Source organism: Salipiger abyssi, from assembly GCF_001975705.1.
GTDB classification, from domain to species: domain Bacteria; phylum Pseudomonadota; class Alphaproteobacteria; order Rhodobacterales; family Rhodobacteraceae; genus Salipiger; species Salipiger abyssi.
In genome coordinates this window covers 1,413,142-1,430,153 of sequence record NZ_CP015093.1, presented here as the reverse complement: position 1 = coordinate 1,430,153, position 17,012 = coordinate 1,413,142, and the positions used below count along the sequence as shown (strand labels likewise).

Here is a 17,012-nt window from a genome sequence, read left to right as displayed (position 1 = left end):
GCGGCGCGGGCCGATGCGGCTCAGGCGAGCGGATCGGGAGCGATATTGCCGCCGCAGACCAGCACCGCCACGCGCTCGCCGGGCGCTGGCACATAGGCGCCGGAGCGCAGCGCCGCCAGCGCACAGGCGCCGGAGGGTTCCACGAGCAGCCTGTGCGCCCGCCAGAGCGCGTGCTGGGCCTCGGTGATCGCCTCGTCGCTGACCAGCACGGAGCCGCCGAGATGATCCTGCGCGAGATCGAAGCAGATCGATCCGATCCGCCGCGCCCCCAGCGCGTTGGCCGCCACGCCGGCGACCTCAACATCCACCGGCTTGCCGGCCTCCAGCGCCGCGTTCAGCGCCCGCGAGCGCTCCGGCTCGACACCCACGACCTTGCGCGCGCCCTGAAGCCAGGCCAGCGCGCCGGCGATCAGCCCGCCGCCGCCCACGGCGATCAGCACCGTATCCGCCTCGAGCCCCTGGGCCTCCCATTCGCGCATCAAAGTGCCCTGTCCGGCAACCGTCGCAGGCCGGTCATAGGGGTGGATCTGCATGGCGCCGGTCTCGGCCTCATGGGCCTCCGCCGCCTCGGCGGCATTGGCGTATTCTCCGGGCACCACGGTCAGCGCCGCGCCGGTCTGCTCGATCAGCGCGATCTTTGCCGGGCCGGCGATCTCGGGCACGAAGATCTGCGCCTTGTGGCCCAGCCGGGTCGCCGCATAGGCCACTGCCGCGCCGTGATTGCCGCCCGATGCCGCGACCACGCCCGCCGCGGGCACCTCCGAGGACAGCAGCGTGTTGAATGCCCCGCGCGTCTTGAAACTGCCGGTATGCTGGAGCTGCTCCAGCTTCAGCGCGACGGGCTGGCTCCAGAGCGTCGCGCTGGTCATGACGGGGGTCACCTGTGCATGGCCGTCGATCCGGGCGGCGGCGGCGTCGATCTCGGGTTTCCAGTTCATTTGCATAGTCCCTTGTGGCTGGCGCGACGAGGGCGGACGCTATAGTCAGGGACAGCGCAGCACAAGGATCCCAGCCGCATGAACGACGACCGCCATTCCATCTTTCGCGATGCCGGGCGCGACCGCGAAACCGCCGAACAGATTCCCGACACGCCGCAGACCCGCGCGCCCTCTTACCGGCTGGCCTTTGCCGACGAGTCGTTCCTGTGCCGTGACGAGCTGCGCCCGGTGCGGTTGCAGCTTGAACTGCTCAAACCGCAGATGATCCTGGACGAGCGGCAGATCGATTCCACCGTCGTGCTGTTCGGCGGCGCGCGCATCCCGTCTCCGGCGGAAAAGCACAAGGCGCGCACGCAGACACTGGCTGATCTGTCGCATTTCTACGATGAGGCGCGGCTTTTTGCCCGCAGGATGACCGAGAAATCCGTTGCCTCGGGCAATCGCGAATTTGTCGTCGCCACAGGCGGCGGCCCCGGTGTGATGGAGGCGGGCAACCTCGGTGCGGAAGAGGCGGGGGGCGTCTCCATCGGGCTCAATATCGTGCTGCCGCACGAACAGGCGCCCAACACCTATGTAACGCCGGACCTGTGCTTCAACTTCCACTATTTCGCGATCCGCAAGATGCATTTCCTGATGCGGGCGCGGGCGATCTGCGTCTTTCCCGGCGGGTTCGGTACGCTGGACGAGCTGTTCGAGGCGCTGACGCTGATTCAGACCGGCCGCATGAACCGCGTGCCCTTCCTGCTCTTCGGCCGCGCCTTCTGGGAAAAGATCATCGACTGGGCGGCGCTGGAGGATGCGGGCACGATCAGCCCCGAGGATCTCGACCTCTTCCGCTTTGTCGAAAGCGCAGAGGACGCGGCGGCGATCATCGAGGAATGGGGCCCGGCCCCGGCGCGCGACGATATCCCCGGACGCTGAGCAGCGGATGCAAAAAAGGAGGCCGCCTGGCCTCCTGATACCCGCCCGGGAAACCCCGGCATGCGTCGCCTCAGACGCTTTGCATTTCCTCGCTCTGCGGCACTTTCTCGCCGCGCTCGACCCAGCGCGCAATGACCGCGCGGGCCATGTCCTCGTCGAGCCCGGTGATCGCGTTGCGCAGATCCTTCAGGGCGGTGGCGATCTCGAACTCCGACAGGTAGCTTTCCTGCGCCCGCATGATCTTGTGATGCGGCGTGGTCAGCATGTCGGAGGAGATCAGCAGCTCTTCATGGAGTTTCTCGCCCTTGCGCAGCCCGGTGACCTCTATCTCGATATCGCCCTCGGGATTGGCGGCGTTCTTGACCGAATAACCGGCGCCCTCGATCATCTGGCGGGCAAGCTTCTCGATCGGCACCGGGTCGCCCATGTCGAGAACGAAGACATCGCCGCCGCGCGCGAAGGAGCCGGCCAGCAGCACCAGACGGGCGGCTTCGGAGATGGTCATGAAATAGCGCGTGACCTTCCGGTCGGTCAGGGTGACCGGCCCGCCGCGGGCGATCTGCTCTTCGAAGAGCGGGATCACCGAGCCGGACGAGCCGAGCACATTGCCAAAGCGCACCATGGAAAAGCGGGTGCTGGTGCTGCGCGTCGCGAGATCCTGCACGATCAGCTCGGCGAGGCGCTTGGAGGCGCCCATGACATTGGTCGGGCGCACGGCCTTGTCGGACGACACCAGGATGAACCGCTCGACCCCGGCCTCGCGCGCCGCTTCCGCCAGGATCTTGGTGCCGATGACGTTGTTGTTGAGGCCGGAGAGCACATTGCATTCGACCAGCGGCAGGTGCTTGTAGGCGGCGGCGTGCAGAACCACCTCGATCCGGTGTTCCGCCATCAGGTCGGACATCTTCTTTTCGTCGAGCACGGAGCCCAGAACCGGGACGATGGTCAGCCCTTCGGAGAGGTCGCGCAATTCCTTGTCGATGCTGTAGAGACCGAGTTCGGAGTGATCGACCAGGACGACGCAGTCGGGCTTGCAGGCGATGAGCTGACGGCACAGCTCGGATCCGATGGAGCCGCCGGCGCCGGTGATCATGATGCGGCGCCCGGAATAGGCATGGCTGACGCCCGGCAGCTCGGATTCCAGACGGTTGCGCCCGAGCAGATCGTCGAGCGAGACCGGCGAGACGCGCTTGCGCAGCTCGCCTTCGCCAACCAGTTCCGCGAAGGAGGGCAGCGCGTGAACCTCGCAGCCGATGGCGCGCAGCCGGTGCGCGATTCGTGCCAGTTGCGGCTGGCTGATCGAGGGCATCGCGAGTACGACGCGGTCGATGCCTTTGCGGGCAATGAGATCTTTGATGGCCGAGGGCGCATGTACCCGGAGCCCTGAGATCAGCTGGCTTTGCAGGGTGGGATTGTCGTCTACGAAAGCGACAGGTTCGATGGCGTTGTCCTGGCGCAGCGCAGCGGCGAGCTGCTGTCCGGTCTGTCCGGCGCCATAGATCAGCACCCGCATACGGTTCTGGCCGCGCCGATAGATTTCGAAGGTGACGTAGCGCAGCAGGATACGCCAGCTTGCGCAAATGACCAGAAGCAGCAGGGTAAAGTTGAAATAGACCGCGAGCGACAGCGGCGGTGCCAGAATCCCGTCGAGCGCCACGCCCACGATGCCACAAGTCGCGGCAAAAGCGGCGGTCCGGGTGATCCCGCGCGTGTCATAGGCATTGAGCTTTATTTGCGGGAGGCCGAGTTTCCATGATGCATAGCCGCCCACGACGACCAGCGCGCCGATCAGCGGCAGAAGGGTCAGGATGAGCGGCAGGTTCGGATTGACGGCGGCATTCAGGGCGAGCGCCGAGAACATTGCGATCCCGATCATGCCGGCATCCATCAGCATGAAAAGAATCTGCTTCTGCGCTCGCGTCAAAGATGTGACGAACCTGTAGAACATGATATTCCGTCCTCCACGAACGCAGTTCGCTCAACGAGATTTACAATAGCGTGACGCAGCCCTTATACGATCAACCAGAGCGCTAATGCGAAACGCGATTCATCTGCCTAACCAGTGATCAAATTCAAGTGTTATCTACGCGACTGCACAAACGTTAGACAAGTATGGAATTTCTGCACCTGCGAAAATTGGCGGGATTTCACCGATAGCCGTTTCAATTTGCCGGGATTTTCGGCATCACGGCAGGCTCGCTGAAAATTAGCACAGATCTGCGCCGCCGGCGGATTCCCGGGCTCGGGTGGGGCTCGATTCGAGCCTGCATGGCGTCAGCGCAAAAATAAACCCCCCTTTCACTGCGCGGGGGCATGCGATATGAGGCGCGCCAGTCCGGCGCGGCGCAAACCGGCGCCCGCGCGGACCGCAAACCGAAGGAGACCCAGATGGGCTATAAGGTCGTTGTCGCCGGTGCCACGGGAAACGTGGGCCGAGAAATGCTGAACATCCTCGCCGAGCGCGAGTTTCCGGTGGATGAGATCGCGGTGCTGGCATCGCGAAAATCGCTCGGCACCGAAGTGAGCTTTGGTGACAAGACACTCAAGACCCAGGATCTCGACACGTTCGATTTCACCGGCTGGGACATGGCACTGTTTGCGGTGGGCTCCGAGCCGACGAAGAAATATGCGCCCAAGGCGGCGGCTGCCGGCTGCGTGGTGATCGACAACTCGTCGCTCTACCGCTACGATCCCGATGTGCCGCTGGTGGTGCCCGAGGTGAATGCCGACGCGGTTCTGGGCTATTCGAAGAAGAACATCATCGCCAACCCCAACTGCTCGACCGCGCAGATGGTCGTGGCGCTGAAACCGCTGCATGATCGTGCCAAGATCAAGCGCGTCGTCGTCTCGACCTATCAGTCCGTCTCCGGCGCCGGCAAAGAAGGCATGGACGAGCTCTGGGATCAGACCAAGGCGGTCTATAACCCGGTCTCTGAAGTGCCGCCGAAGAAGTTCCAGAAGCAGATCGCCTTCAACGTCATTCCGCATATCGACGTCTTCATGGAAGACGGTTCGACCAAGGAAGAATGGAAGATGGTCGCCGAGACCAAGAAGATCGTCGATCCCTCGATCAAGGTCACGGCAACCTGCGTGCGGGTGCCGGTCTTTGTCGGCCATGCGGAGTCGATCAATATCGAGACCGAGGATTTCCTCGACGAGGACGAGGCCCGCGACATCCTGCGCGAGGCGCCGGGTATCATGGTGATCGACAAGCGCGAAGCCGGCGGCTACGCGACGCCGGTGGAATGCGTGGGCGACTACGCCACCTTCGTCAGCCGGATCCGCCAGGATTCGACCATCGAAAACGGTCTCAACCTGTGGTGCGTCTCCGACAACCTGCGCAAGGGGGCAGCGCTGAACGCGGTGCAGATCGCCGAAGCGCTCGGGCAGAAAGTGCTGAAAAAGGGCTGAGCACGGTTTTCCGCCAGTGAAACGGAATGGAACGGCGTCCTGCGGGGCGCCGTTTTTCGTTTTGTTTCAAATGCGACCTATTCCGAGGGATAGGACACCTGCGCCTTTGTTGCCTGCAATCTACCCCTCGGACGGCTGGCTGCGGGGCGTGCACTGCGGTATTTCAATTGCAAGGGCCGCAGGACGGCGCGCCCAGAAAGGTCCAGAAGGGCAGACCCAGAGACTTCCAGGAGCCCAGACATGACCGCCGACCTGATCGAAATCGCCCGCGGCCGCCGCAACGCCGCTCTCACCGCCCGCAGCCTGATGCTCTGCGAACGTCACGAGCGCCCGGTTATGGGAACCGTGGACCGCGTCCTGCGCTACCTCGGGCTCTGATCCGTTTCATGCGGTTGCCGCCGGAGGACGGCCGTCGCGCCGGTGCCGGTTCTTGCGCCTTGCCTCGCGGACCCATCTCTCTCTCTCGCCCGCTCTCTCTCCGGGTCCGGGATGGCGCAAGACCGGCTATGTGGATTTCGATCCGTGCATCAGGGGGTCATCGCTCGCGAAAAGGCTCGCGGTCTATGACGTCGAAGTCGTCTTCTTCCTGTCGGGGCACCGGCGGAAGGATAGGTTCAGCCAAGCGGCGATGCGGATGTCCGGGAAAGGGACGACCGAAACGGCGCATCAGGGTGACATAGCTCTGACCGAGTTCCGAGGCCTTGCAGAGGCGCGTGCCATCGGGATGGGAATGCAGCGCGAGGCCGCCGCCCGCCGGATGAAGCGCGAAACCCTTGTCGCGCAGGCGTGTCCGAAGATCGTCCCAACTGCGGGCCTCGGCCAGATCCGCGGCGAGGAGGACCCGCAAGGGGCCGAGGAGCTGCTCATCCGCCCGATTGGGCGACTTCGCGCCGTTGCGCTGGCGCCCGATCTCGGCGGCCAGCGCCTCCCGGATCACCCGCCCCAGCGTCTCGTCTCTCTGTCGCGCCAGCCGCAGCGCCGCCTCGTAAAGCGGGCCGGGCAGACGCACCGTCACATCCCGTTCCATCATGCGCCGCCGCGTGCCGGTGCAAGGTTAACATTCGATTAGTGCCATTGAGGCAAGGGCTGCGCCCAATTTTCGTCAAATTTGAGTCGCAGCCTCTCTAATCACCCAGCCCAGGAGGTGAGAGATGCAAGTCCAGACACGCGCTGCCGAGGCCCAGCCCCATCCTGCCGCGCTTCCCGATCCGCTCGATTGCGAAACCGCCGCGCTGTTGCGCCAGGTGCTGCTGCCGATCTTCGAGTCCGCGTCGGAATGGGCGATCCTCGCCGCCGCGCTGGCGCGGCGGGGCTATGGGCTCACCTTCCGCATGGGCCACATGGTCATTCTGAACGCCGAAACCGGCATCGCGCTCTGCACCGGCGGCGCCATCGGTGCGCCGCTCGGTACGCTCAGCGCCCGGCTCGGGCGCCCCGCAGTGAAGCTCAACCCCGACGGCTGCACCGCCGAGCTCGATTGCTGAACGCGCGCGCTCAGACCGCGACGAAGCCCCCGGCCTTGGGGTCGTAGACCTCGAGCTCGCCCTTGCCGATCTCATGCCAGACGCCGTGCAGGCTCATCTCTTCGGCTTCGACGGCCTCGCGCACGAAGGGAAAGCTCATCAGATTGCCCAGCGAGGTCAGCACCGCCTGATGCTCGAGCGCCTTCGAGACCTTGTCCTCCGGCAGATCCTTGACCTTCTCGTAGCCTGGCCGGAGAATATCCATCCAGCGCCCGACAAAGCTCGATTTCTCTTCCAGCGCCGGCGCCTTGCCGGAGCACATGTCGAGGCAGCCCTGTACGCCGCCACAGCTGGAGTGGCCCATGACGATGATATGCGCGACCTTCAGCGCGGTGACCGCGTATTCCACCGCCGCCGAGGTGCCGTGGTGATCGCCATCGGGCTCGTAGGGCGGCACAAGGTTGGCGATATTGCGGTGGATGAAGAACTCGCCGGTATCCGCGCCGAAAATCGAGGTCACGTGCACCCGGCTGTCGCAGCAGGAAATCACCATCGCGCGGGGATGCTGCCCCTCCGATGCCAGCCGCCTGAACCAGGCATGGTTTGAGCTATAGCTCGTGGCCTTCCAGCCCTGAAAACGCTGGACGAGATATTGCGGTAGCGGTTTTGCGGCCTGCATCACGGTCTCCTGCTCGCATCACAATCCGACAAGGAAATACGCTGTATTCAAGTGGAATTCGAGAGAAGAAATGCGGCCGGTCTAACCTTTTGGGAACTTCGGAGCGTTACTCAACACGGCTGTGGGGACGTGATCGAGGATGGACGAGGTGGTGGAACAGGTCGCAATACTGTCCCCGAGCGAGACGCCGGGGCTCGATCCGGAACGGCTTGCGGAGCTCTACGCCCGGCTCGGCGCGCGCGACGGCGAGAACATGGTGTGCCGCGCCATGGAAGAGCTGGCCTGCCGGCTCGGACAGGCGGATCGCTTCTACGAAGAGGGCGATCTGGCGCAGATGCGCAAATGCACGCGCGCGCTCGGTGCCATTGCCGGGGAAATCGGCATGACCGGGCTCAGCCGGATCGCCATCGACGTGGTGCAATGCATCGACGATGGCGATGCGGTGGCGCTGGCCGCGACGCTGGCGCGTCTGGCCCGCATCGGCGAGGGCTCGCTCTACGCGGTCTGGGATCTTCAGGATCTCTCCGTCTAGCGCGCCTCGCTGCCCCTTGCAGGCGCCGCCCGCATCGCTAGGCTCCCGGCACGATCATTTGCCAGAAGGGGCCCGCTCATGTCATTCCGTTTCGCCGCACCCGACGCGCAGGCGCTGCCGCTGCATCTCGTCGAAACGGATGGGCTGGAGGGCTGGCTTGCCGGCCAGCCGGACTCCGTCCGCGGCTGGGTCGAGACCAGCGGTTTTGCCGGCGCCATAGGCGAGGCGCTGCTGCTGCCGGGCGAGGCCGGGCAGCCGGTCGCGGCGCTTGCCGGCTATGGCAGCGCCGCTGCCCGCCGCCGCACCCGCTTCGCGCTCGCCGCCGCCGTGGCAAAGCTGGGCGGCGGCACGTTCCGCATCGCCTCGGGCCTGCCCGTAGGCAAGGCCGAAGAAGAGGCGCTGGGCTGGCTGCTCGCGGGTTACCGCTTCACCCGCTACGCCGGCAGCGAGGGCAAGACCGCCCGGCTCGTCGCGCCGGATGGCATTGACGCGGAAAAGGTCGAGATCCTCGCCGCCGCCGAGGCGCTGACCCGCGATCTGGTCAACACGCCCGCCTCCGACATGGGTCCGCAGGAACTGGAGGACGCGGCGCGCGCGCTGGCCAAAGAGTTCTCCGCCGGGATCGAGGTGGTGTCCGGCGCGGCGCTGGAAGAGGGCTTTCCGATGATCCACGCGGTGGGTCGCGCCAGCCCGCGCGCGCCGCGGCTGATAGACCTGCGCTGGGGCAGCGCGGGGCCGAGCCTCACGCTGGTCGGCAAGGGGGTCTGTTTCGACACAGGCGGGCTCAACCTCAAGCCGGGCAGCTCCATGGGGCTGATGAAGAAGGATATGGGCGGCGCGGCCAATGTGCTGGGCCTCGCTCGCGCCATCATGGCGCTGGGGTTGAAGCTGCGGCTGCGCGTGCTGATCCCGGCGGTGGAGAACAGCGTGTCAGGCAATGCCTTCCGCCCGCAGGATATTCTCACCTCGCGCAAGGGGCTGACGGTGGAGATCAACAACACCGATGCCGAGGGCCGGCTGGTGCTGGCCGACGCGCTGGCGCTGGCCGATGAGGAGACGCCCGACCTGATCGTCTCCATGGCGACGCTCACCGGCGCCGCGCGGGTGGCCGTGGGCCCGGATCTGGCGCCGTTCTACACCGATGACGAGCCGCTCGCGGCGGCGCTCTCGGCGGCGGGCACCGCGGCGGCGGATCCGCTCTGGCGGATGCCGTTCTGGGAGCCTTACGAGGCCCGGATCGAGCCGGGGATCGCTGATCTCGACAATGCCCCGGCGGGGGGCATGGCGGGCTCGATCACCGCCGCGCTCTTCCTGCGCCGCTTCGTGACGGAGACGCCGCGCTACGCGCATTTCGACATTTACGCCTGGCAGCCGAGCCCGGCGCCCGCGCGGCCCAAGGGCGGGCTGGGGCAGGGCCCGCGCGCCATTCTCGGCGCGCTGCCGCAGGCGCTGGGGCTGTGACCGACCGCCGTCGCAGACCGGCCAATGACCGGGTCGTGGCGCGCGCGCATGCCACCGCCTTCCCGGAGCTGACACCGGTCGAGCCCGAGCCCTGTTACATCGCTCAGCCGGTGGTTGATCTCAGCCTCTCGCCCGGTGGCCGTCGCGACCGGCAGCTGCGCTATGGCGATGCGTTCGATCTTCTGGAGCGCCGCGAGGGCCATGCCTTCGGTCATGCGCCGGGGGCGGATTATGCGGGCTGGGTGCCGGCAGAGGCGCTGGAGCCCGCCACCGCGCGGGGCGCGCCGAGCCACAAGGTCTGTGTGCGCCAGACCCACGCCTATAGCGCGCCGGATTTCAAATCCCCGGAGCGGCGGGCGCTGAGCCATCTCTCCGCTCTCGCCGCCGGACGCTGCGAGGGGCGCTTCACCGAGACCGAACTGGGCTGGGTGCCGACTGTACATCTCTCGTCGCAGACCGAGAGTGACCCGGTTGCGGTGGCGGCGCGCTATCTCGGCACGCCCTATCTCTGGGGCGGGAATTCCGGCTTTGGCATCGACTGCTCTGGGCTGGTGCAGGCGGGTCTTGCCGCCTGCGGCATTGCCTGTCCCGGCGACAGCGATCTTCAGGAGGCGGAGCTGGGAGAGACGCTGCCCGCCGGAACTGAGCCCCGGCGCGGCGATCTGCTGTTCTGGAAGGGCCATGTCGCCCTTGTCTCGGATCCACAGACGCTGCTGCACGCCAATGTGTTTCACATGGCGGTGGCCTATGAGCCGCTCGGTGCCGCGATTGCGCGGATCGCCGAGCAGGGCGACGGGCCGGTCACACGGCACGCGCGGCTGGGTTAGGACAAGTTTCTTCGAAGAAACTTGCAAATCTCTTCGAAGAGATTTGGCGGCTCCGGATCGTGCCGGAACCGCGCGCCTCTAACGCCGCCCCTCGCGCAGCCAGGCGCCGATGATGAAGCCCGACGCAAGCAGCAGGGTCAGCCAGGCCGGCAGCAGCGGAATGTTCCGCACATCCATGGTCTCATAGGCTTCGCGCGGGGTGATCCCGATCCAGCCGCGCCCGGCGGCGGGCCGGCCCGCGCCGACCGGGCGGATGCTGGGTAGCCCCTCTTCCAGCCGCATCACCCCGCCGCGCATCGTATCGATCACCGGCTCCAGCGCTTCGCCGCTGGCGATGGTCTGCTCGAATTCGCGCGGGGCGGCGGGGCCGAGGCCGATCACCGCCTCTTCCTCATCGTTTTGCAGCCGGTAAAGCCCGATCTCGGGGCCCTCATAGAGCGCTTCGTAGCGGCCCGGCGACACCTCTTCCAGCGTCACCTCCTCGGTCTCGCCATCGGGCCGCGTCACCGTCACGCTGCCGACGCTTTCGCCCAAGGTGCGGCGGATGATGCGCATGCTCTGCCCGGTGGCCTCGGCCCAGAGCGCCTCTTCCTCCAGCTCCGGCTCCTTCATCATCCAATGCGCCAGCCGCCGCAGCAGGTCGAGCTGCGGCCCGCCGCCCTCGTAGCCGCGCGACCAGAGCCAGGCCTGATCCGAGGCGAGCAGCGCCACGCGACCCTCGCCGACCCGGTCGAGGATCAGGAGCGGCCTGTCGTCGACGCCGGACATGACCACATCGCCCTCCAGCGGTTCCAGCTCGATCTGGCGCAGCCAGCGGCCCCAGGTCTCGGCACCGGTCAGCCCGGCGGTGACCGGGTGGCGCTGGCCCAGATCGGTGACCTTGGGCCGATAGCCCTGGTCGATCACCCGGGCGGTGGGCTCGGCGGGCAGGATCTCTGACAGGGGCGAGCGATAGATGGAATCGGCGCTGGCGAAATCCGGCCCGGCGGCGACCAGCACGGCACCGCCCTGTTCGACATAGTTGCGCACATTGTCGAGATAGATCGCCGGCAGGATGCCGCGCCGCTTGTAGCGGTCGAAGATGATCAGGTCGAAATCCTCGATCTTCTCCAGAAACAGCTCGCGCGTCGGGAAGGCGATGAGCGACAGTTCCGTCACCGGCACGCCGTCCTGTTTCTCGGGCGGGCGCAGGATGGTGAAATGCACCAGATCGACCGAGCTGTCGGATTTCAGCAGGTTGCGCCAGGTGCGCCCGCCCGCATGCGGCTCGCCCGAGACCAGGAGCACGCGCAGCCGGTCGCGCACGCCGTTGATCTGCACCAGCGCCGCGTTGTTGCGGTCGGTGAGCTCGCCCTCGCCCTCGGGGGTGGAAAAGCGGATCACGTTCAGCCCGCCATGCGGCAGCTCGATCGGCAGATCCACATCCTCGCCGATGGGCACGGTAAAGCTCTGCGGCTCGCCGCCATCGACGGAGATGTCGAGCGCGGTATTCGCGGCCTCGGGCGCGGCGCCATCGTCCTCGATCCGCAGGGTCAGGGTGACCGGCTCGCCGAGAATGGCAAAGGCGGGCGCGTTTTTCACAATCAGCCGACGGTCCCAGTCCTCATCCCGTCCGGTCATCAGCAGATGCATCGGCGCGGGCAGGGTCGGCGCGCGGTCGAGATCGTGCAGCCGCCCGTCCGAGAGCAGGAACACCCCGGCGATGCGACCACGCGGTTCCTCGGCCATGGCCGAGGACAGCGCCGTCATCAGCTGGGTGCCGGTGTCGCCCTCGCCGTCGCCGACCTCGATCCGGCGCAGTTCGGTATTGGGGCGGGCGGCGATGCGCGCTTCAAGCGTCGCCGCCGCGTCCTCGGTCACCTCCAGCCGGTCGGCGAGGCGCTGCGAGGCGCTCTTGTCCACCACCATCAGCACGATATCCGAGAGCGGCGCGCGATCCTCTTCCTGAAAGCTGGGCTGGGCCAGCGCCGCGACCAGCACGAAGCCGGCAAAGAACCGCAGCGGCCAGCCGGTCAGCCCGCGCCAGAGCGCCAGCACGACTCCGGCCAGCGCCACGGCAGCGAATGCCCAGATCAGCGGCCAGGGCAGCAGCGGGTCGAAAACGATCTGCCCGGTCATTGGCCCAGCCTGTCGAGCAGCGCCGGCACATGGACCTGGTCGGATTTGTAATTGCCTGTCAGCACATGCATCACCAGATTGACCCCGAAGCGATAGGCGATCTCGCGCTGGCGCTCGCCGGCAAAGCCCGAGCCCATGCGCACCAGCGGATTGCCGCGCTCGTCGGTGGCCCAGGCGGCGGCCCAGTCATTGCCGCCGATCACCACGGGGGTCACATTGTCGTTGAGATTGCGGAAGGGCATGCCCTCGATCAGCTCCGCATCGGGGGGCGCCGCCTCGACCCAGACATCGCGGCTGGCATAGCGGCCCGGGAAGTCCTGAAGCAGGTAGAAGGTGCGCGTCAGGACGTGGTCCTGCGGCACCGGTTCCAGCGGCGGGATGTCGAGCGGCGCGGCGAGCTGTTGCAGCTTGCGCCCCTCCGGACTGGCGGCGCCAAAGCCCGCCACATCCGCATCGCGGGTGTCAAAGAGGATCATGCCGCCCGAGCGGAGATATTCGTTGAGCTTGGCATAGGCCTCGGCGGATGGTGTCGGCTGGCCGGCGGTGACCGGCCAGTAGAGCATCGGGAAAAACGCCAGCTCGTCGGTTTCGAGATCGACGCCCACCGGCTCGGCGGGCTCGACGGAGGTGCGGAAGAACAGCGTGTCCGACAACCCGCGCAGCCCGGCCTGCGCCAGATCGTCGAGCTGCCGGTCGCCGGTCAGCACATGCGCCAGCGTCACCTCGGAGGCGGCGAGGATCGCGGCGGCGTCGCTCTCTTCCTCCTGCGCGCGGCTCTGGGCCGGAAGGATCAGCAGCGCCGCGAGGAGCGCCGCCGCCGCGCCGCGCGCCCTTGGCCCGCCGAGGCGGCCCGACAGGGCCAAGGAGGCGATCACGTCGGCCAGCAGCAGTGCGATGGCGCCGGCCAGCAGCCAGCCCGCCAGCGGCGTCTCCTGCGGCCGTGACAATCCCTCGACCGAAATCCGCTCCGGCCAGAGTGCCGGTTCCAGCACCGTCTCCGCCGTCACCGTGTTGCGCGCCAGGCTGCGTTCCTCGCCCTGATAGAGCCCCGGCATCAGCTCCGGTCCCAGAGGCGTGCTCAGCAGATCCTCGCCCGCAACGCCGGGCAGGGTGCCGGCATCGCCGACCCGCCCATAGGCGTCGAGCACCCGGATCGGTTGCCAGATCGTGCCTTCGAGATCCTCCGCCTCGGGCGCGGCGGGCATGGTCGAGACCGCCAGCCGTTCCAGCATCTGCACAAAGAGCCCCGACAACGGCAAGGAGGACCATTCCGCATTGGCGGTGACGTGGAACAGCACGACCTGCCCCTGGCCCACGCGCTTGCGCGTCACCAGCGGCGTGCCGTCGGTGAGCTGCGCGATCACCCGCGACGCCAGCGTCGGGTCGGGCTGTGCCATGACCTGAGAACTGACGGTCACGTCCTCGGGGATGTCGAGCCCGTAGAACGGGCTGTCCTCGGGGAAGGGCGCCAGCGATTTAGGCTCGCCCCAGCTCATCGCGCCGCCGACCGAGCGCCCGCCCGCGCGCAGCCGCACCGGCATCAGCGCATCCTCTTCGCTGCGGCTCACATCGCTCGCCGCCAGACGCGGCCCGGCAAAGCGCAAGAGCGTGCCGCCGGCCTCCAGCCACTCCAGGATGCCCGCCTCTTCGCCCGGCGCCAGCGTCGCCACATCGGCCAGCACGATCACATCCGGGTTGGCGGGCAGCACCGCCTCCAGCGTGCCGTCGAGCAGCTCGGCGGTGGGCACCAGCGCCTTGTGCAGGAAGTGCAGCGGCGAGAGCAGCTCCAGCCCCTCGCGGTTTTCGTTGCCGGCGATCAGCGCGACCTCGCGGCGGCGCAGGCTGTCATCGGGCAGCGCCACGGCGCCGGCGCTGCGGGCGCCCTCGATCTCGAAGCGGGTGATGCGCGCGCGCAGCTCGGCGGGCAGGTTCAGCACCAGCTCGGCCTCGGTGGCGGATTGCTCAAAGATCACCGGATTGCGCGCCAGCACCGCCGGGTTGCCCGCCGGATCGAGCCCATGCGCCGCGACCGACAGCTCGGTCTCCGGCCCCGGGCGCAGCCGCCGCAGGGCCAGCGCCACATGGCCGTCCTCGAACCGCGGCGGGGTCAGGGCGTAATGCGCGCGCGGGCTTTCGAACACGGTGACGGTACCGCGCGATTCCAGCGCCGAGAGCAGCGCCGCACGGCTGTCGCGGGCGAGCCCGTCGGACATCCAGTAGCTGTCGAAATCCTCCTCGGGCAGCAGCGACAGCGCACGCGCCATGCGGTCCTCGTCGGGCTGCCAGGGCTCGGGCTGAATGCCGGTGAGGCGGCTTTTCAGCACGCCCGCCGCCTGGAATTGCGGTTCTTGCGGATCGGTGAGCCGCATCAGTGCCACGGGCCGACCGTCGCGCTCGGCGCGGGTCAGCAGCGTGTCGAGCGCTTCGAGCCGGGCGCGCCAGTCCGACGCGCTCGACCAGCTGGCATCCATCACGACCAGCAACGGGCCGGAGCCGGCGCTGTCGCCGGCCTCGTCCTGCGGGTTCAGCACCGGGCCGGCAAGGCCGATGATCACCGCCGCCACCGCCAGCATGCGCATCAGCAGCAGCCACCAGGGCGTGCGGTCGGTGACCTGCTCCTCGTCCTTGAGGCCGAGCAGCAGCACCACGCCGGGAAACATCCGCCGGATCGGCGCCGGCGGCACCGCGCGCAGGATCACCCAGAGTACCGGCAGCGCGATCAGCCCCAGCAACAGCCAGGGCGCGGTAAAGCCGAGAGGGCCGAGCACGGTCATCCGTGGCCTCCATCCATCGCACGATAGACCCAGAGCAGCGCCGATTGCGCGCTGTCAGAGGTATGGTGACACAGGTATTGCCAGCCGGTTAACCGCGACAACTGGGCGAGGCGATCCTTGCGCGCGTGCAGCCGGTCGAGATAGCGGTCGCGCAGGTCGCTGGCCTTGAGCGTTTCATGCGCCAGCGTGCCGCCGACGCTTTCGAACACCGTGCGGCCCTTGAAGGGAAAGCTCTCCTCGCTCGGGTCGAGCACCTGGCAGAGCACGCCGCGCACGCCCCGGTCGGCCGCCTTGGTCAGCGCCGCCTCGACCGGATCGAGATCGCCGAGGAAATCCGACACGAAGAGCGCCCGCGCATGCGGAATCATGCCGCGCGCCTCGGGTTCGGAATACTCCTCGCCCCCATCCTCCGACAGCGCCTCGGCCAGCCGCAGAACCTGCACATCGCCATTGCGCGGCGGCAGCGACCAGCCGGTAAAGCCCACGCGTTCGCCGCCCCGGATCAGCAGGATCGCGGTCGCCAGCGCCACCAGCCGGGCGCGCTCGGCCTTGCTGGGCAGATCCTTGTCCGAGGCAAAGCGCATCGACGCGCCGCCATCGACCCAGAGCTGCACGCTCTGCGCGATCTGCCATTCGCGTTCGCGCACGAACTGCTCGTCGCCCCGGCCCGAGCGGCGCCAGTCGATGCTGCGATAGGTGTCGCCGGGGCGCAGCGGGCGGTATTGCCAGAAATCGTCGCCCATGCCGGCACGCCGCCGCCCGTGCTCACCCAGAAGCACGGTGCCGGCGAGATGCTCGGCGCGGGCGAGTAGCGCGGGGAAGCGGCTGGCTTCCTCCTGCGCGTCGCGGCGAAGTAGGGCGATGCGCTCGTTCAAGCGGCGGCCTCGCTGGGCACCAGCCCGCCGGCCACATCGTCGATGATCGCGCCCAGATCCTCGCCACGGGCGCGGGCCGAGAAGGTCAGCGCCATGCGGTGAACGAGCACGGGGCGCGCCATATTGATCACATCCGCCGGCGAGGGCGCCAGACGCCCCTCCAGCAGAGCGCGGGCGCGCACGGTCATCATCAGCGCCTGCGCCGCACGCGGGCCGGGGCCCCAGGCGACGGTGTCGCGCACCCGGTCGGAGGCGGAGGGATCGTCGGGGCGGAAGGCGCGCACGAGATCGAGAATCATCTCCACCACCGCGTCGCCCACCGGCATCCGCCGCAGCAGGTGCTGCGCCGCGATCAGCGAGGCGGGATCGAAAACCGCATGCGCCTCGGCCTCTTCGGTGCCGGTGGTGGCGAGCAGGATGTCCTTTTCCGTCTTGCGGTCGGGATATTGAACGTCGATCTGCACCAGGAACCGGTCGAGCTGTGCCTCGGGCAGCGGATAGGTGCCCTCCTGCTCGATCGGGTTCTGCGTCGCCAGCACATGGAACGGCAGCTCGAGCTTGCGGGTTTCCCCGGCGACGGTGACGGATTTCTCCTGCATCGCCTGAAGCAGCGCCGATTGCGTGCGCGGCGAGGCGCGGTTGATCTCGTCGGCCATCAGGAGCTGGCAAAAAATGGGACCATGGATGAACTTGAAGGCGCGCGAGCCATCGGCGCCGGTTTCCAGCACCTCGGAGCCGAGGATGTCGGCGGGCATCAGATCGGGGGTGAACTGGATGCGGTTGCCATTGAGGCCCATCACCGTCGAGAGGGTTTCCACCAGCCGGGTCTTGCCCAGCCCGGGCAGGCCGATCAGCAGCCCGTGGCCACCGCAGAGCAGGGCCGAGAGGGTCAGCTCGACGACCCGCTCCTGGCCGATGAAGCGGCTGGTGATCGCGCGCTTGGCCTCGGCCAGCTTTTCTTCCAGCGCCTCGATTTCGGCGACCAGGTCCTCGGCCATGTCCTGACTCCTTGC

At 67.5% G+C, this 17,012-nt stretch carries 15 protein-coding genes; 7 read left to right on the top strand and 8 right to left on the bottom strand.

The genetic code is table 11. The features are described 5' to 3' along the window. Positions 1-20: 20 nt before the first annotated feature. Complete coding sequence (locus Ga0080574_RS10530; RefSeq protein WP_076698485.1) at positions 21-938, bottom strand: threonine/serine dehydratase; 918 nt, start codon at positions 936-938, stop codon at positions 21-23. Between the two features lie 78 nt (positions 939-1,016). Between Ga0080574_RS10530 and Ga0080574_RS10525 the strand changes: the two genes are divergently transcribed. Continuing rightward, the gene (locus Ga0080574_RS10525) at positions 1,017-1,859 is read left to right on the top strand and encodes an LOG family protein (RefSeq protein ID WP_076698482.1); all 843 of its coding nucleotides are present in this window, start codon (positions 1,017-1,019) and stop codon (positions 1,857-1,859) included. Between the two features lie 70 nt (positions 1,860-1,929). Here the strand turns inward: Ga0080574_RS10525 and Ga0080574_RS10520 are convergent, their stop codons facing one another. Next, a complete protein-coding gene (locus Ga0080574_RS10520; RefSeq protein ID WP_076698479.1) occupies positions 1,930-3,807 on the bottom strand; it encodes a polysaccharide biosynthesis protein in 1,878 nt (625 codons plus the stop codon). Positions 3,808-4,247: 440 nt separating this feature from the next. Between Ga0080574_RS10520 and Ga0080574_RS10515 the strand changes: the two genes are divergently transcribed. Together Ga0080574_RS10515 and Ga0080574_RS25875 are read left to right on the top strand one after the other, a co-directional pair. Then, positions 4,248-5,270 (top strand): aspartate-semialdehyde dehydrogenase, encoded by a 1,023-nt coding sequence (locus Ga0080574_RS10515; RefSeq protein WP_076705860.1) that lies wholly within the window; start codon positions 4,248-4,250, stop codon positions 5,268-5,270. 240 nt (positions 5,271-5,510) lie between these two features. Further along, on the top strand, positions 5,511-5,648 hold the full coding sequence (locus Ga0080574_RS25875) for a hypothetical protein (RefSeq protein ID WP_156876344.1): 138 nt from the start codon (positions 5,511-5,513) through the stop codon (positions 5,646-5,648). Between the two features lie 157 nt (positions 5,649-5,805). On the opposite strand, the gene Ga0080574_RS10510 is transcribed toward Ga0080574_RS25875, so the two are convergent. Continuing rightward, complete coding sequence (locus Ga0080574_RS10510; protein WP_198039800.1) at positions 5,806-6,297, bottom strand: relaxase family protein; 492 nt, start codon at positions 6,295-6,297, stop codon at positions 5,806-5,808. Between the two features lie 124 nt (positions 6,298-6,421). Here Ga0080574_RS10510 and Ga0080574_RS10505 point away from each other — a divergent pair, with 124 nt between their 5' ends. Continuing rightward, positions 6,422-6,754 carry a hypothetical protein gene (locus Ga0080574_RS10505; RefSeq protein ID WP_076698470.1) on the top strand — a complete coding sequence of 111 codons (333 nt, stop codon included), beginning with the start codon at positions 6,422-6,424 and terminating at the stop codon, positions 6,752-6,754. A 10-nt stretch (positions 6,755-6,764) separates the two neighbouring features. On the opposite strand, the gene Ga0080574_RS10500 is transcribed toward Ga0080574_RS10505, so the two are convergent. Then, positions 6,765-7,412, bottom strand: a complete 648-nt coding sequence (locus Ga0080574_RS10500) for a carbonic anhydrase (RefSeq protein WP_076698467.1) — start codon at positions 7,410-7,412, stop codon at positions 6,765-6,767. A 139-nt stretch (positions 7,413-7,551) separates the two neighbouring features. Between Ga0080574_RS10500 and Ga0080574_RS10495 the strand changes: the two genes are divergently transcribed. The 3 genes from Ga0080574_RS10495 to Ga0080574_RS10485 all read left to right on the top strand — a co-directional run bounded on the left by Ga0080574_RS10495 (position 7,552) and on the right by Ga0080574_RS10485 (position 10,232). Next, a complete protein-coding gene (locus tag Ga0080574_RS10495; RefSeq protein ID WP_076698453.1) occupies positions 7,552-7,944 on the top strand; it encodes a hypothetical protein in 393 nt (130 codons plus the stop codon). 78 nt (positions 7,945-8,022) lie between these two features. Further along, complete coding sequence (locus tag Ga0080574_RS10490; protein WP_076698451.1) at positions 8,023-9,405, top strand: leucyl aminopeptidase family protein; 1,383 nt, start codon at positions 8,023-8,025, stop codon at positions 9,403-9,405. Continuing rightward, complete coding sequence (locus Ga0080574_RS10485) at positions 9,402-10,232, top strand: C40 family peptidase (RefSeq protein ID WP_076698448.1); 831 nt, start codon at positions 9,402-9,404, stop codon at positions 10,230-10,232. Before Ga0080574_RS10490 ends, Ga0080574_RS10485 begins: the two co-directional genes overlap by 4 nt. Before the next feature lie 78 nt (positions 10,233-10,310). Here Ga0080574_RS10485 and Ga0080574_RS10480 read toward each other — a convergent pair whose 3' ends face one another. From Ga0080574_RS10480 to Ga0080574_RS10465, 4 genes are read right to left on the bottom strand one after another with little or no spacing between them, the layout of a single operon-like run. Beyond that, positions 10,311-12,350 carry a glutamine amidotransferase gene (locus Ga0080574_RS10480; RefSeq protein ID WP_076698445.1) on the bottom strand — a complete coding sequence of 680 codons (2,040 nt, stop codon included), beginning with the start codon at positions 12,348-12,350 and terminating at the stop codon, positions 10,311-10,313. Next, positions 12,347-15,124: a DUF4159 domain-containing protein gene (locus Ga0080574_RS10475; protein ID WP_076698442.1), complete on the bottom strand. Its 2,778-nt coding sequence runs from the start codon at positions 15,122-15,124 to the stop codon at positions 12,347-12,349. The genes Ga0080574_RS10480 and Ga0080574_RS10475 overlap by 4 nt, the downstream gene beginning before the upstream one ends. Continuing rightward, on the bottom strand, positions 15,121-15,999 hold the full coding sequence (locus Ga0080574_RS10470; protein ID WP_076698440.1) for a DUF58 domain-containing protein: 879 nt from the start codon (positions 15,997-15,999) through the stop codon (positions 15,121-15,123). The genes Ga0080574_RS10475 and Ga0080574_RS10470 overlap by 4 nt, the downstream gene beginning before the upstream one ends. Next, complete coding sequence (locus Ga0080574_RS10465) at positions 15,996-16,997, bottom strand: AAA family ATPase (RefSeq protein WP_076698437.1); 1,002 nt, start codon at positions 16,995-16,997, stop codon at positions 15,996-15,998. The genes Ga0080574_RS10470 and Ga0080574_RS10465 overlap by 4 nt, the downstream gene beginning before the upstream one ends. Positions 16,998-17,012 lie beyond the last annotated feature (15 nt).

Bases quoted from the DNA above. Each gene is read 5' to 3' on its own strand.
- Ga0080574_RS10515 (WP_076705860.1), top strand. From the start codon at position 4,248: ATGGGCTATAAGGTCGTTGTCGCCGGTGCCACGGGAAACGTGGGCCGA.
- Ga0080574_RS10465 (WP_076698437.1), bottom strand. From the start codon at position 16,997: ATGGCCGAGGACCTGGTCGCCGAAATCGAGGCGCTGGAAGAAAAGCTG.
- Ga0080574_RS10500 (WP_076698467.1), bottom strand. From the start codon at position 7,412: ATGCAGGCCGCAAAACCGCTACCGCAATATCTCGTCCAGCGTTTTCAG.
- Ga0080574_RS10525 (WP_076698482.1), top strand. From the start codon at position 1,017: ATGAACGACGACCGCCATTCCATCTTTCGCGATGCCGGGCGCGACCGC.
- Ga0080574_RS10510 (WP_198039800.1), bottom strand. From the start codon at position 6,297: ATGGAACGGGATGTGACGGTGCGTCTGCCCGGCCCGCTTTACGAGGCG.
- Ga0080574_RS10490 (WP_076698451.1), top strand. From the start codon at position 8,023: ATGTCATTCCGTTTCGCCGCACCCGACGCGCAGGCGCTGCCGCTGCAT.
- Ga0080574_RS10480 (WP_076698445.1), bottom strand. From the start codon at position 12,350: ATGACCGGGCAGATCGTTTTCGACCCGCTGCTGCCCTGGCCGCTGATC.
- Ga0080574_RS10530 (WP_076698485.1), bottom strand. From the start codon at position 938: ATGAACTGGAAACCCGAGATCGACGCCGCCGCCGCCCGGATCGACGGC.
- Ga0080574_RS10520 (WP_076698479.1), bottom strand. From the start codon at position 3,807: ATGTTCTACAGGTTCGTCACATCTTTGACGCGAGCGCAGAAGCAGATT.
- Ga0080574_RS10475 (WP_076698442.1), bottom strand. From the start codon at position 15,124: ATGACCGTGCTCGGCCCTCTCGGCTTTACCGCGCCCTGGCTGTTGCTG.
- Ga0080574_RS10495 (WP_076698453.1), top strand. From the start codon at position 7,552: ATGGACGAGGTGGTGGAACAGGTCGCAATACTGTCCCCGAGCGAGACG.
- Ga0080574_RS25875 (WP_156876344.1), top strand. From the start codon at position 5,511: ATGACCGCCGACCTGATCGAAATCGCCCGCGGCCGCCGCAACGCCGCT.
- Ga0080574_RS10505 (WP_076698470.1), top strand. From the start codon at position 6,422: ATGCAAGTCCAGACACGCGCTGCCGAGGCCCAGCCCCATCCTGCCGCG.